The organism is Kitasatospora sp. NBC_00039 (genome assembly GCF_045160625.1).
Taxonomy (GTDB): domain Bacteria; phylum Actinomycetota; class Actinomycetes; order Streptomycetales; family Streptomycetaceae; genus Kitasatospora.
Genome location: NZ_CP108289.1, coordinates 6,141,852 through 6,155,159, shown reverse-complemented (window position 1 = coordinate 6,155,159; position 13,308 = coordinate 6,141,852). Strand labels below are relative to the sequence as shown.

General features: G+C 72.2%; 12 protein-coding genes, 1 tRNA gene and 1 pseudogene. 7 read left to right on the top strand and 7 right to left on the bottom strand.

Translation table 11 applies throughout. From position 1 onward, the window contains the following. Positions 1 to 180: 180 nt before the first annotated feature. The 3 genes and pseudogenes from OG286_RS27360 (at position 181) to OG286_RS27350 (ending at position 1,110) form a co-directional block, all read left to right on the top strand. Positions 181 to 663 (top strand): hypothetical protein, encoded by a 483-nt coding sequence (locus OG286_RS27360; RefSeq protein ID WP_405359693.1) that lies wholly within the window; start codon positions 181 to 183, stop codon positions 661 to 663. Next, a pseudogene (locus tag OG286_RS27355) lies at positions 639 to 737 on the top strand (NERD domain-containing protein); the annotation flags it as partial. The gene OG286_RS27360 and the pseudogene OG286_RS27355, both read left to right, overlap by 25 nt. Positions 738 to 822: 85 nt before the next feature. Continuing rightward, positions 823 to 1,110 carry a hypothetical protein gene (locus OG286_RS27350; RefSeq protein WP_405366098.1) on the top strand — a complete coding sequence of 96 codons (288 nt, stop codon included), beginning with the start codon at positions 823 to 825 and terminating at the stop codon, positions 1,108 to 1,110. A 777-nt stretch (positions 1,111 to 1,887) separates the two neighbouring features. On the opposite strand, the gene OG286_RS27345 is transcribed toward OG286_RS27350, so the two are convergent. From OG286_RS27345 to OG286_RS27330, 4 genes are all read right to left on the bottom strand, one after another. Then, positions 1,888 to 2,307, bottom strand: coding sequence for a hypothetical protein (locus OG286_RS27345; RefSeq protein WP_405359695.1), 420 nt, complete (start codon positions 2,305 to 2,307; stop codon positions 1,888 to 1,890). After that, on the bottom strand, positions 2,304 to 2,876 hold the full coding sequence (locus OG286_RS27340) for a hypothetical protein (RefSeq protein WP_405359697.1): 573 nt from the start codon (positions 2,874 to 2,876) through the stop codon (positions 2,304 to 2,306). Before OG286_RS27340 ends, OG286_RS27345 begins: the two co-directional genes overlap by 4 nt. A gap of 470 nt (positions 2,877 to 3,346) precedes the next feature. After that, positions 3,347 to 3,700 (bottom strand): GntR family transcriptional regulator, encoded by a 354-nt coding sequence (locus tag OG286_RS27335; protein WP_405359699.1) that lies wholly within the window; start codon positions 3,698 to 3,700, stop codon positions 3,347 to 3,349. A 571-nt stretch (positions 3,701 to 4,271) separates the two neighbouring features. Continuing rightward, positions 4,272 to 4,343: transfer RNA gene (locus OG286_RS27330), tRNA-Val, on the bottom strand. Positions 4,344 to 4,567: 224 nt separating this feature from the next. Here OG286_RS27330 and OG286_RS27325 point away from each other — a divergent pair. The 3 genes from OG286_RS27325 (at position 4,568) to OG286_RS27315 (ending at position 6,779) form a co-directional block, all read left to right on the top strand. After that, complete coding sequence (locus OG286_RS27325) at positions 4,568 to 5,887, top strand: hypothetical protein (RefSeq protein WP_396319589.1); 1,320 nt, start codon at positions 4,568 to 4,570, stop codon at positions 5,885 to 5,887. Between the two features lie 179 nt (positions 5,888 to 6,066). After that, positions 6,067 to 6,537, top strand: coding sequence for a DUF4442 domain-containing protein (locus OG286_RS27320; RefSeq protein ID WP_405359701.1), 471 nt, complete (start codon positions 6,067 to 6,069; stop codon positions 6,535 to 6,537). Positions 6,538 to 6,557: 20 nt separating this feature from the next. Then, on the top strand, positions 6,558 to 6,779 hold the full coding sequence (locus tag OG286_RS27315) for a zinc ribbon domain-containing protein (protein ID WP_396319591.1): 222 nt from the start codon (positions 6,558 to 6,560) through the stop codon (positions 6,777 to 6,779). A gap of 112 nt (positions 6,780 to 6,891) precedes the next feature. On the opposite strand, the gene OG286_RS27310 is transcribed toward OG286_RS27315, so the two are convergent. The 3 genes from OG286_RS27310 to OG286_RS27300 form a co-directional block, all read right to left on the bottom strand. Further along, positions 6,892 to 7,761, bottom strand: a complete 870-nt coding sequence (locus OG286_RS27310; RefSeq protein ID WP_405359703.1) for an HAD family hydrolase — start codon at positions 7,759 to 7,761, stop codon at positions 6,892 to 6,894. Positions 7,762 to 7,766: 5 nt separating this feature from the next. Further along, the gene (locus tag OG286_RS27305; RefSeq protein WP_405365830.1) at positions 7,767 to 10,262 is read right to left on the bottom strand and encodes a phosphoribosyltransferase; all 2,496 of its coding nucleotides are present in this window, start codon (positions 10,260 to 10,262) and stop codon (positions 7,767 to 7,769) included. A gap of 162 nt (positions 10,263 to 10,424) precedes the next feature. Beyond that, complete coding sequence (locus OG286_RS27300; protein WP_396319594.1) at positions 10,425 to 11,636, bottom strand: HpcH/HpaI aldolase/citrate lyase family protein; 1,212 nt, start codon at positions 11,634 to 11,636, stop codon at positions 10,425 to 10,427. A gap of 458 nt (positions 11,637 to 12,094) precedes the next feature. Between OG286_RS27300 and OG286_RS27295 the strand changes: the two genes are divergently transcribed. Continuing rightward, positions 12,095 to 13,234: a TerD family protein gene (locus tag OG286_RS27295; protein WP_396319595.1), complete on the top strand. Its 1,140-nt coding sequence runs from the start codon at positions 12,095 to 12,097 to the stop codon at positions 13,232 to 13,234. Positions 13,235 to 13,308: the final 74 nt, after the last annotated feature.

The following is a 13,308-nucleotide window of genomic DNA, read 5'->3' as shown; positions in this document are numbered from 1 at the left end:
TGCGCAGCACCGCCCGGGCCACCCCGGCACCGCCCAGGCCACCCCGGGACGCCCGGGCCACCCCGGCACCGCCCAGCCGAGCGCTCGTCCAGCCCGACGCGGTCAGCGCCGCTGATCCTGTATCAGGGAGGACACGCGGGAGGGGGCAACATGACTGACCTGGTGGTCGAGCCATGACGGGTGCTGGGCAAGGAACGGCTCTACGTGAACAAGGCCGGCGCCCGTGGTGACTCGGTTGCCTGGCTGGACTGCAAGACCGGGGTGGTCCGGGTGGACATCCCGGAGTTCGAGGGCGCTGCCCTGGTCATGGTCGAGGAGTGGTGCGGCTCGTTCGGCAGCCATGTGCCACCGCGAACCATTCGACGCCGCGAGGAGAAGCAGCAGTCGATGCGGGTAGCCCCGCCTCAGGAGCCGCAGCCTCCGTCGGGGTTGCCCCTCCTTCCGCCCATGCGAGAAGAGGACGACCTTGCGCGGAACCTCCCCGGCGCCGGGCTGGAGCGGCTGGTACGTCAGGGTGAGGAGACCTACAAGCTTCTCGTTCGTCTGGCAGCCAAGTTCTCCCGGCAACGCCTCGGCGACCACCCCAGGACGCTTCAGGACGCTTCAGGACGCTTCAGGGACTTGAAGGCGAGCAGATCGTGGGCGCTCACCTGGAAGCGTTGAAAGCCACCGGGTGGAAGGTTCTGCACGGAGTGCCGCTGCCGTCCGGGGCTGACATCGACCACGTGGCGATCTGGCCGCCGGGCGTCTTCACAGTCAACTCGAAGCATCACCCCGGAGCCACTGTGTGGGTCGGCGACAAGATCGTGAAGGTCAACCGCAATGGCCTCCCGTACCTGGAGAACTCCGAATTCGAGGCCCGGGCGAACCGCCGACCTCCTGACCGGATGGTGCGGCTTCAAGGTGCCCGTGCACCCGGTGATCGCTGTGGTGGGCGCCCAGAAGATCACCTACCGCGCCACCCCCGCCGTGGCCGTCACCGACGCCGAACAGATCGGCTCAATCCTGCCGTCCCGGCCGGAGGAGCTTCCCCCAGCCAGGCTGGAACAGATCTTCAGAATCGCGCGGCATCGCTACGTGTGGGGCCAGATCGGCAAGCGGAGCACGTAACCCCGCAGCTCAGCCGGCCGACCTACGATCAGCAAGCCATGAACTGACGGCCATTCTCCTGCCTGCGCGGGGCTCAGGATGCGATCACCCGGCTTGCCGTCCGCCGCGGCCGTGGCTCTCAGCGGGCTCCTCCTCCCCTCCCCTGCCTGATGCGCCCGGCCGTGACAGTCGGCGGGGGCGCTTCTCTGTCATCCGTACCGTGACCAGCGGAAAGGGCCCGATCATTTGGGAGGAATTCAGGGGCGGCTCTCGCCAGCCAGACGACAGGCAGCCTCAGAGCGGCTACAGGTTCAATACGTACACACGACTGCGGCCCAGGCCGGGACACCTGTCCTGCCTGGGCCGCAGCCTCAGTCTTGCCCGTTCAAGGGGTGGGCGCGGACGGTTTCGAACCACCGACATCTGCTTTGTAAGCTCGTTCGACCTCTCGGGCAGGCTGAGCGGAGCCGCACGCGCCTCTCGACAGCCGGGCGCTGGCGGCCCTCCTTGCCGCCTCATGTCCATCGGTGTTGCCGTCAGGATCTGCCGTCAGCGGAGTCCAGGAGCCGCCAGTGCCGGTCAGTCCACTGGCGGTCCGGGAGAGACGTCCGACCTGACCCGTGCGTTCTGGCCATAGCAAGCTCGCATCCAGCTTGCGTACCTCCGGCCGCCCGAAGCGGGTGCCTCCTGGAGTGTGCCCGTCCACCTCCGTCCAGAAATGTTGATGTCGGGTGGCGATGGCAGCCCACTGGTGCATACACGGGATCTCGGACCCCCAGCGGGGAGGCCGACGGGTGGTCAGCGCCACTCCAGGGGTACATCGACGTATCCGAGGGAAGTCGCGGCCTCGTCGGGGGTGATCTGCTGAGGCTGGGCGCCAGGGGTCAGGTCGGTGACGAATGCGGTCTCCTGCTTGCCCTGGACGGAACGGAACAGGAGCTTCTTGCCGTCGGCGGAGACGGCCTTGGGGAAATTCTTCCGGTCGGTGGCCGGGAGCAGGACGGTGCCGGCGGCGTCCTTGGCATTCTCGTAGTCGTTGGGGTGCATCCGGTCGACGTCGAGGGTCCACAGATTGTTCTGGTACGGCGGCTTCGCGCCGCCCAGCCGGTCGGGGGCGCAGAGCAGGGTGTGGTTGTCGACCCACCCTGACGGCCGGCATTCCATGTCCTTGATCTTGCCGGCGGAACCGTTCGCCTTCAGGGCGCCGTTCGCCGTCACAGCCACCACGTTCTGGCCTTCGCCGTCGACGTATCCGACCGCGCGCCTTCCGTCCGGACTGAAGTACACGCTCCCTCCGACCACACCGTGCATCGGGTACCGCCGAGCGACAGGCCGAGGTCCCCAAATGCAGCGCTCGACCCCGACCACTGCTCGGTCAGCCGGTGGTCGGCGGACAAGTCACGGCTGGCAATGTGGTCCTGACCGTTCGGATCCCGGTACGTGAACCAGACGCTCCCGCCATCGGGGGCGAAGAGGGCGTCCTTCTCCTTGGGCAGACTGGTGAAGCCGGAGGACGTACCGGTGAGATCGGTGAAGTGGCCAGCGAGATCGACGTAGCCAACGTGGTTCGCGCCGGTCTTGTCGTCCACGGTCACGACCGCGAGCCTGCTGAAGTCGTGGTCGAAGAGCTGCCGGATGCGCGGACCGAAGGCGGAGTCGGAGGCCTCCTCCCCACTGCTCCCGGGATTCGGGAAGTTCCCCGCGCACAGCTCCTGAAGGGCACTCAGCCTGGTCCCCTGCCGTGAGCCGACCGCCGCCGGGGGCAGGGTGAACTCGACCGAGGCCACGGTCTTCCAACTGCCGGGTTCGAACCCGTGCACCCAGACCTTCGCCGACCGAGAGGCAGGCACCGTGCAGCCCGCACTGATCACGAGGTCGTGCTCGCGGAAGGTCGCATTCGCGGCGACCGGTGGCGTCTGCGGGGAAGCCTGGGCAGGTGCTGTACCGGGGCTTCCCGGTCCGGTGGCGGGCTGCCCGGAGCTTCCACAGCTGGTGACCAGCGGAAGCAGCAGAGCAGCCGCTGCCACGAGGCGCCGCCCGATCCACCCATTCTCCGTCACGACCATCGAGACCCCCATCGTTGTACGACCACGCGTCAGAAGCTGACGACAAACGATCAAAGGATCTCAGACTCAGTGCGGCAGTGTCGTTGATCAATCGCATTCCACCCGCTGGCCTGAGGTGCAAATCACACTGCCCGCCCGGGGTCCTCCCAACCGAAGTCCGTGCTTCCAGGAAGCAACGTGCGGAGGCTCGGTCAGGTGTTGTCGAACCACGCCACTCCGCTTTGGGCGCGATTCCACCACCCGTGCAGGAAAGCCGTGCACTCGGCGTCGAACTGCTCCCGCTGCTCGACTGCCAAGAGGATGGTTGTTGGCGAGAGCTGGATCGCGTTCCGGACGAACGTCCCACGACCATGCTGCTTCTCAACAAGGCCTTCGTCGACCAGCAGTCCCATCGCTTGGCGGATGGTGGGGACGCTGACCGCGTACTCGGCAGCAAGCGCTGTCTCTGCGGACAATCGCATGCCGTTGGCAAGCTCACCTGCGTGGATCTTTGATCGGAGGTCCCTGGCAATGACCTCATAGCGGAGCGGCACGTTGTCCCCCAAGTTCTCGCGGCCCTTGGTCGGTTGACCCGATCACCCCATGGAAGGGGCACATGAGCAGGAGGGCAAGACCTCTTGTCCTCATTTCAGCGAACCACGCATCGGCGCGCGGTCTGTGCAGTTGAATGCTTCTGGCGTGGACACCGTCTGCCTGCTGAGCAGATAGCTCCTCCCAGATGATCAGTCGATCCCTCGAAGGACGGATGCCTCGAGGCCATCACCTCGAAAGTCCCCGCCACCTGCGGCCGGTGCGGCGCCCGCCTGAGCCGTACCAACACCGACACCGTGTGCAGCCCGTGCCGCTGTGCGATCGGGCCGGCCGCTGCAGTCGCGCAGGCTGTCCCGGCGGCCGAGCCGGTCAGCCGGCTCTCAGCCTCTGACGGCCGGGGGCGCCACATCACTTGACCTGCGCAAACGGCATGATCATTTAGGAGAATTTTAGGAGATGGCGCCCACGAGTCGAAGTACAGGAAGGCTCAGCGCCACTACAGAGAGACTACATACAACACTGCGGCCCAGGCCGGGACACCTGTCCCGGCCTGGGCCGCAGCCTCAGTCTTGCCTGTTCAAGGGGTGGGCGCGGACGGTTTCGAACCGCCGACATCTGCTTTGTAAGAGCAGCGCTCTACCACTGAGCTACGCGCCCCCGGCCGTGGCCCGGTTCGGGCAACGACGACTGCCTAGGGTACCTGGTCCGGGAGGTGGTGTGGTGCACGTGGTCGGGGGGTGGGACGGGTGGGGTGCCGGTCGGGTGGGGCGATCGGGAAGAATGGGCGCTGGATCAGCGGTCGGAGCAGGGAGCGCGCAGTGAGGGTGGCCGGCGGGGACAGGCGGGGGCGGCGGCCAGGGAGTGCGGCGGCCGAGGCGCTGGTGTTGCCGCTCGTGGTGGCGGGTGCGCTGGGGGCGGCCGGGGCCGCGGCGTTCGGCAGTGCCGGTGGCGGGCGCGGCGGCGGCTGGTGGGGGCGGCGCGGCGGCGAGGGCGTGCGGGCGGACGCCAAGGCGGCCCGGGACGCGGCGCAGCAGGCGTTCTACGAGCTGGACTCGACCCAGCGCGAGGTGCGGTTGGCCGTGGAGACGGTGCGCGCGGCGGAGGACGGTGCGACGGCCCGGCAGGCGGCGGCGGACTTCGAGGCGATCTCCGGCCGGGTCGACCAGGTGACCGTGAACTACCTGGCCGCGCTGGACGCGCACGACCTGGACGCGGAGGAGCTGGAGTCCGGGGCGGCGGCCCGGGCCCGGCGCCAGTTGGAGGACGTGCAGGGGCAGCTTGGGCAGGCGCTGGCGGAGCTGAACGGGTTCCTGCAGCGGCTGCAGCCGGTGTTGCAGCACGCCGAGTCGCAGCTGATGCGGGTGACGCCGGCGGTGGAGCAGGCGAAGCGGGCGCTGCTCGCGGCGACCAACGCGCTGGAGGCCGTGCGCGGGGCGGGCCTGAAGGCGGACGACCTGGCGGCCCGGCTGGCCGAGCTGGCGCCGGAGCTGGGCCGGCTGAACGAGGGCGCGGCCCGGCACGGGGTGGCGGCGACATTGCAGCGCGCGGAGCAGGTGAAGGAGCGGGCCGAGGCGGTCGCGGCGGATGCCTCGCACCTGCCGGAGCGGGCGCGGGAGATCGACCGGCGGGTGGCCAGCCTGCGGACCAGGATCCAGGCGCTGGAGACCAAGGCCGCCACGGTGGAGCCGGCGCTGAGCGAGTTGCGCCGGAGGTTCTCCACCTCGTGCTGGCAGGACCTCCAGCGGGTGCCGGACCAGGTGCCGGAGGCCGGGCACGCGGCGGAGCAGAAGCTCATGGAGGCGGCGCGGGCGCGCGACGAGCAGCGCTGGGCGGACGCGACGGGCGCGATCGGTACGGTGCGCGCCCTGCTGGACACCGCGGACGGCTCGGTGGCCGCCGTGAACGAGCGGCTGCGGCAGCTGAACGAGGTGCAGCACGACCCGAACCGGGAGATCGAGCGCACCCGGTTCGCCCTGCGCGACGCCCAGCGGCTGGCGATGGCGGGTCGGCAGGCGCCGGACCCTCGGCACGCGGCTCCGCTGGACGCGGCGGTCGGGCGGCTCGACCGCGCGGTGGCGGAGCTGGAGGCGGCCGGCCGGCACCCCGACTACTGGCACTTCCTGACCGAGCTGGCCGGGGTGCGGGAGACGGCGGCGAAGGTGGTCGAGTTGATCCGCGGCGACATCGGCGGTCACCGGTAGCGCGCGGGGACGACCGCCGGCCGGCCGGAAGGACAAGGACGGTAGGGCAGCCGGGAAGGTAGGGGGCAGGGCGGCAGCGGGCCGGGAGAGCAGGGCCGGGCGGTAGGGCCGGGACAGGGAGAAGAGCCACGCACAAAAGGCGGTTACCCACGAGTAACTTCGTGGGCTAGAGTCGCGCCATGGCTCGAAAGCGCAACGTCTCCGCCCGTACGTTCCGGCGCGGGATCAACCTCTGGCCGCCTTTCCTCTTCGCCGGAATCAAGGTGCTGGCCCTCTCCGACGACTTCCGGCGGACGACGGTCCGGCTCCGGCTCGGGCGGCTGAACCGCAACTACGTGGGCACGCACTTCGGCGGGTCGATCTTCGCGATGACCGACCCGTTCTGGATGCTGCTGGTCATGCACAACCTCGGGCGCGACTACGTGGTCTGGGACGCCGCCGCCGAGATCAGCTTCGTGTCGCCCGGGCGCGGCGACATCGTCGCCGAGTTCGTGCTCACCGATGACCGGCTGGCCGAGATCCGCGAACTCACCCAGGACGGCAAGAAGGCCCTGGTCTGGTTCGACACCGAGGTCCTGGCGGCGGACAGCTCGGTGGTGGCCCGGGTGCGCAAGCAGCTCTACGTACGGGAGAAGCGCCGCACCGCCTGAACCGGGCTACCCTGCGGGGTATGCCACGCTACGACTTCCGCTGCCGCTCCTGCGGCGCCACCTTCGAACTCCGCCGCACGATGGCGCAGGCCAACGAGCCGGCGGTCTGCCCGCAGGGACACGAGGACACCGTAAAGCTGCTGTCGGCCGTCGCCGTCACCGGCGGAGCCTCCGGCGGCGCCGCGCAACAGGCCCCGTCCGGAGGCGGGGGCGGCTGCTGCGGCGGCGGTTGCTGCGGCTGACACCTGCACCGGCGCACCGACACCAGGGGCACCGGCACCGGGGTACCGACACCAGGGGCACCGGCACCGGGGCACCAGCAGCTACACCAGGGACCGGTACCGGGCGCAGCCGTCAGCCCGCGACGACCGGGCCCACCGAACCGACCACGTCCACCGCGCCCCGGACCCGGGCCAGGAACTGACGGACGATCTCCTCCCCCGCCGCCACGCCCACCTGGTCGAGGGCGGTGACGCCGGGGGCCGTCCAACCGCTGTCCGCGAGTTCGCCGTGCCCGGGGCGCCAGGCCGCGTCTGCGGCGAGCAGCAGGTCGGCGTCGAGCAGCGAGTCGCCGGCCGCCAGCACGGTGGCCCCGCCGACCCGCCGCTCGACCTCGGCCAGCGCGGCGCTCTTGCTGAGCGGCGCCGGCACCGCGTACACCTTGCGGCCCTGCAGCGAGACGGCCCAGCCGCGCTCGCCGCACCAGCCGGTGAGTTCGTCCAGCCAGCCGGCCGGCAGCTCGGCGCGCTCCACGACCAGGTAGGCGAAGAGGTCGTCGGCGACCCGCCGCTTGTGGGTCCACTCCGGGTCGGCGCAGAGCGCCAGGTGCTCGACCACCTCGGCCAGCGGCACCGAGGCGGCGGCCAGGCGGCCGGCCACCTCGGTCTGCCAGTCCTCGTCCGGCACGCCGTCCACGAGCAGCCGGCCGCCGTTGCTGCAGATCGCGTAGGCCGGGATCCAACCGGGCGTCGGGCCGGGCAGGTTGACCCGCTCGTACTGGGTCCTGGTCCGCGTGGTGGCGGGGACGAGGAGCGCCTCGCGGGCCAGCTCCACCAGCAGCGCGGCGGCCTGCTCGGTCATGAACGAGAGCGCCTTGCCGTCGTGCACCTCGACCGAGAGCAGCCGCGGGGCGAGCCGGTCGGGCACGTCCAGGGCCAGGGCGCGGTTGGAGTAGATCAGGGTGCGGTCGAGGTCGCTCGCGACCAGGAAACCACTGGGACTCATCGGGCTCAGGACTCCTTCACCAGGACGGCCGTGCCGGAGGCACCGGTCGCTCCCCGACTGTAGCGGGGGTGGATCAGGCCGACGCAGGAGTACGGCAGGTCGTCCACCTCCTCGACGGGGACGCCACGTTGGGCGGCGAGCAGGCGGACGTGGTCGAGGTCGGCGCCGGTGCCGCGGCGGGCCAGCACCCTCCAGGGGACGCGGCGCAGCATGACCCGGGTGGTCTCGCCGACGCCGGGCTTGACCAGGTTGACGTCGTCGATGCCGTAGTCGGCGCTGATCCGCTCGACGGCGGCCCAGCCGGCCCAGTCGGGCGTGCGGTCCTCGGCGGCGAGCGTGGCCGCGGCGCCGGCGGCCTCCTCCCGGACTTCGGCGAAGTGGTCGGCGACGGTGTCCAGGAAGGCCCCGGAGACGTCCCCGCCGGCCAGGTCCGTGTAGTGCTTGGCGCCGTGGAAGTCGTCCGGGCCGATCAGGTCGGCGCGCAGCACGGTGCGCGAAATCAGGCCGGACACGGTGGAGTTGAGGCAGGCGGACGGAATCAGGAAGTCGTCGCGGGTGCCGTAGGTCCGCACGCAGCGGCCGGGGTCGGCGAGGACGGCCAGCTCGGGGTTGAACGCGGATCCGGCCAGGGCGCCGGCGAGTTCGCGGGTGATCGCGCCCTTGCCGGTCCAGCCGTCGACGAACACCACGTCAGGGGCGTGGTGGTGGGCGTCCAGGTAGCGCAGGGCAACGGGGTCGATGCCGCGGCCGCGGACGATCGAGACGGCGTAGTGCGGGGTGTCCAGACCGTGGGCGAAGGCGAGCCAGCGGCGGATCAGGACGCCGACCGGCGTGCCGGCGCGGGCCAGCGAGGCGAGCACCAGGCCGCGGCCGCGTTCGCGCACCAGCGTCTCGGCGACGGTGCCGACGGCGAGCGCGATCCGGCGGGCGGAGACCCGCAGGGCCTGGTGGAACAGCTCCTGGTAGGCGGGGCTGGGCTGGTACTCGACCGGCAGCGACTCGGCGTAGTGGGCGCCGCCGTTCTGGACGGCCTCCTCGCGCTCCTCGGTGGGGGCCTCCAGCGGGACGTCGGAGAGGTCCTTCAGCAGCCAGGCCACCTCGTCGGGGCGGTAGGAGGAGAACTCCGGGCCGTACAGCGGCCGCGGCAGACGGCCCGGCAGACGGGTGGAGGACCGCCCCGAGGAACGCCCCGAGGAACGGTGCGAGGACAGCTCCGAGGGCCGGTGCGAGGGCAGGACGGCGAGCACCACCCGGTCGGTGACCTGGCGCAGTTGCGTCAGCAGGGCCCGCTCGCCCTCGTGCAGGGCCGGGGTGTCGGCGACGTCGTCGACCACCAGGACGACGGCGTCGAAGCGGCGGGCCGGGTCGGTGCCGGGGGCGACGTTGTACGCGTAGCGCTCGCGCGAGGCGGAGTCGCTCGGGTCGTCGTGGGCGGGAAAGGCGAGCCGGGTGCGGATGGCGTACCCGGGGTCGTCGACCGCGAGGACGGGCGAGCGGGTGGTGGTGGAGTAGCGGACCCGCTCGTCGCCGCCGGGCAGGAGCTCCGCGAGGGCGCCGGCCAGGCGCAGCGGCGCGTACATCAGCTCCTCGAAGCCGAGCACGAGCACCCGTCCGCCGTCCCCGACCGGCTCCAGCGCCGCGGCGAGCTGGGAGGCCAGCTGCGGCAGTGCGGCGTCGAGCTGCCCGCGGTGCTCGGAGGTGAAGCCGTGCCGGCCGCCGTCCGGGAGACCCTCGGGCCAGTCCAGGGCAGCCCGGACCAGCGGGGCGTGCGCGGCGGGCGGCAGCGCCGGTGCCGGGCCGGCCTCGGCGATCAGCCGCTCGGCACGGTCCAGGATGTCGGCGGGCAGCTCGACGCCGCCGCTGGCGGCGGCCACCAGGTCGAGCCGGGTGCCGAGTTCCGCGGCGGTGTCGGCCAGCCAGCGGCGGTCGGCCTCGTCGCGCAGGTCGACCAGGGCCACGACGACGTAGTGGCCGCGCGGGTTGCGGCCGTGCAGCTCGCGGATGGTGTTGAGCACGGTGTTGCCGGTGGAGAACTCGTCGTCGACCAGTACCAGCGGGCCGTCGCCGGCGAGCAGCGCGGGGTCGGCGGGCAGCAGCAGGTGGGAGGTGGCGTGCGAGTGCTCCTCCTCGAAGCCGCCGACCGGGGTCACCCCGTCGACCGGGCGGCGGGTGGAGTGCAGGTAGGGGGCGTCCAGGCCGTCGGCGACGCTGTGGCCGAGCCCGGTCGCGGTCTCGGCGTAACCGAGGACGACGGCGCGCGCGGCCGCGTCCGCGCCGAGCAGCTCGCGCACCCGGCGGCCGAGGTCGAGGCCGGCTCCGTGGACGACGGACGGGCGCTGCGGGACGTGTTTGCCGAGCACGGTGGAGACCAGCAGGTGGGCGCGCTTGCGGTTCTCGCGCAGGGCCAGGCCGACCAGTTCGGGGAGCCGGTCGGAGCCGGTCAGGCCGACGCCGGCCCGGTCGGCCACCCAGCGGCCGGTCCACTCTTGCTGTGCTGTCACTGCTGGTCCTGCCTTCGATGGTGCGGAGTCGTGCGGGTTACTGCAGGACAGCGCCAAGCCGTCCGGGTTACTGCGGGACAGCGCCAGGCCGTCCGGGCTACTGCTGGGCGGCGCCGAGCCGTCCGGGTCGGTGCCGAGCCGTCCGGCTCGCCGGCCCCGGCCTCAGCCGCAGAGGCAGGCCGAGAGCAGCTCCGCGAAGCTGACGTCCTCCCGGGCCACCCCGAACACCTCGGCGCGCAGCAGTACCCGCTCCGCCCAGGCCCGGTGCGGCTTGGCCTCGTTCATCTTGTTGGTGTACGCCGAGCGCAGGACGCCGCCACCGCCGCGCTCCTGGTCGAGGATGTCCCGGGCGTCGGAGTACTCCTCGTGGGTGACCACCGCGAGGGCGTGCACTGCGGGGACGTGGCTGGGGTGGATGCAGGTCTTGCCGAGCAGGCCGTTGGCCCGGTCCAGTTCGAGCTCGCGGATCAGGCCGTCGAGGTCGTGCTCGATGATCCGCTGCCGGACCGCCTCCCCGGAGGGCTCGGCCTCGGCGAACGGGGTGCGGCGCAGCTGCGGTTTGAACATCCGCTCCTGGACGGGGAAGTACTCCCACACCGGCCCGGTCACGGTGAAGCCGGTGCCATCGGCCCGGCCGAGCACGTTGACCACGTCCCCGATCACCGCCGCGACCAGGGCGACGTCGTACGCGGTCAGGTCGGGCGAGCGGCGCAGGCCGTACGCGGAGCACAGGTCGGTGACGCCGAGGCGGACGGCGAGGACGCGCTCGCGGTACTTGTCGAGCAGCCGGGCGATGCCGAAGAGCTGCTCGCGCCGGGTCTCCAGGTGGGCGAGCTCGGGGGACTCCAGGACGGGCATGGCGAACAGCCGCCGGCCGGTGGCGGCCTCGGCGGCGGCGAGCGCCTCCAGGTACGCGCCGCCGTTCTCGTCGGTGAACTTCGGCAGCACGAAACCGGTGAGCAGTCCGACCGCCGGGCCGAGCCGGTCGGCGAGGTCGGTGATCTGGGAGGCCGCGCGCACCCTGATGAAGAGAAGGGGCAGATCCCGTGTGCAATCGATGGAGATCCGAGTGCTCTCAGGGGCCCCCGAACCCTTGCCGGACAGCGCGCCGAGCTGCGCGACCAGGTTGGCCTCGGCGGCGGTCACCTCGTGGTCGGCGATCGAGTCCTCCAGGCAGAGCACCATCGAGACCACACCCCGGGCCGCCTGCTTGCGGATGTCCGCGCCCAGGGTGGGCCTGGTGGCCGGGCTGTACAGGGTCGCGCCGAGCGCGGTGGCGAGCACGGCCGCGTCGCTCTCCGGAGTGAAGGCCCGGGGCTGTTCGAGGAAGAGCCGGCCGCGTACGTCGTCGGCGAGGTGGCCGAAATGGCGCAAGGTGCTCTCCTCAGGGGTTGCGGCCGCCGGTTGGGGCGGGTGCGAAGGGCTCGGGGGTGTGCGGCAGGCTGCTCGGGCGGGTACGCGATGCGGTGCTCGGGCGAGCCCTGGGCGGTCGGGCGCGGGGCGGGCGGCGGATCGGGCGTGGATACGGGGTGCCGGGGTCGGAGCGGGGCGGTCGGACCCCGTCCCGGAGTGCGGGGCCTCACCGTGGTTAACCGGCCCGCCGGGCGCCGTGGTTCCCGGCGCCGCGCGTCTGATTACCCCCTGCCGAACCCCCCGGGGCCCTCTGGCCGCCTATCGTACGGACGACTTCCGGCCGAATGCAGCTCGGAAACATCGAATTCTCGGAAGGTTACCCTCCGCTTCACAAAGCGCAAGCGTTGGCAAAGTCCCACCGTTTCGCCACCTTCGGTCACGTTGTCCGAAGGGGTGGCGAACAGGCAGGATGGTCGGCTATGACGCACGTGATGGCCAAGGGCGCCAACATCGCACTGCCGGTGGCGGCGGTCCGCGCCGTGCTGCGCTGGAGCGCCACGCCCGGTGCGCCGGACGTGGACGCTTCCGCACTGCTGCTCGGCGCCGACGGCAGAGTCCGTTCGGATGCCGACTTCGTCTTCTACAACCAGCCGCGCCACCCCTCGGGGCTGGTGCGCCACCTGCCCAAGCAGCAGACCGCCGGCGGCACCGAGATCGCCGACACGATCGAGGCCGAGCTCGGCAAGCTGCCGCCCGAGGTGGACCGGGTGGTGCTGGCCGGCTCCTCCGAGGGCGGTTCGTTCCGCTCGGTGACCGGGCTGCGGGTCCTGCTCTTCGACGCCGCCGGCGGCGACGGCGCACCCGCACTCGCCGAGTTCGCGATGCCGGAGGCCGACGAGGTCACCGCGCTGGTCGCGGGCGAGCTCTACCGGCGGGCCGGATCCTGGAAGTTCCGGGCCGTCGGCCAGGGGTACGCCTCCGGGCTGATCGGCCTGGCGACCGACTTCGGCATCACCGTCGAGGACGACGCCGGCAGCTCCGGGATCTCGGACGCGGTCGCCGCGGCCGCCCCCGCGGTGGACCCGCGCACCGCCGTACCGGACCCTCGCCCGGCCGCGCGGGCCGAGCCCGGCACGTTCACCCTGGCCCCGGCCGTGCCCCTGCCGCCGACGACGGCCCCGCCCGTGCCCGCCAACACTCCCCCGCCGCCGCCGGCCCCGCCCACCATGCCGCCGACCGCCCCGCCCGCCCCGCAGGCCCCCCCGGTGCCGCAGCCGGCGTACGGCTACCCCCAGCCGGGCCCGCAGCAGCCCGCGCCGCACCAGCAGGGCGGCTACGGCTACCCGCCCCAGGCGCCGCGCCCCGCGTACGGCTACCCGCAGCAGCAGCCCTACCCGCAGCCCCACCAGGCACCGAACCAGCAGGCACCGAACCAACCGCCCCCCGGCTACGGCTACCCGCAGCAGCAGGCCCAGCAGGCCGGCGGCTACGGCTACCCCCCGCCGAACACCGGCCCGCAGCCCCAGCAGCCCCAGACCCAGCAGCCGCAGGCCCAGCCTCCGGCCACGGCCGAGGAGTTCGCGTTGCCGCCGCAGGGCCCGCAGTTCCAGCCGCGCTGATCCTGCCCGCACCGCGCCGGGCCGCCCGGGGCCACCACCCCGACCGGCCCGGCCACCCTGGCACCGCGGGCCAC

What these genes read in the sequence shown, in the direction of transcription:
- OG286_RS27320 (WP_405359701.1), top strand. Translation starts at nt 6,067, where the DNA reads ATGGCTCGAAAGCGCAACGTCTCCGCCCGTACGTTCCGGCGCGGGATC.
- OG286_RS27310 (WP_405359703.1), bottom strand. Translation starts at nt 7,761, where the DNA reads ATGAGTCCCAGTGGTTTCCTGGTCGCGAGCGACCTCGACCGCACCCTG.
- OG286_RS27295 (WP_396319595.1), top strand. Translation starts at nt 12,095, where the DNA reads ATGACGCACGTGATGGCCAAGGGCGCCAACATCGCACTGCCGGTGGCG.
- OG286_RS27315 (WP_396319591.1), top strand. Translation starts at nt 6,558, where the DNA reads ATGCCACGCTACGACTTCCGCTGCCGCTCCTGCGGCGCCACCTTCGAA.
- OG286_RS27350 (WP_405366098.1), top strand. Translation starts at nt 823, where the DNA reads ATGGCCTCCCGTACCTGGAGAACTCCGAATTCGAGGCCCGGGCGAACC.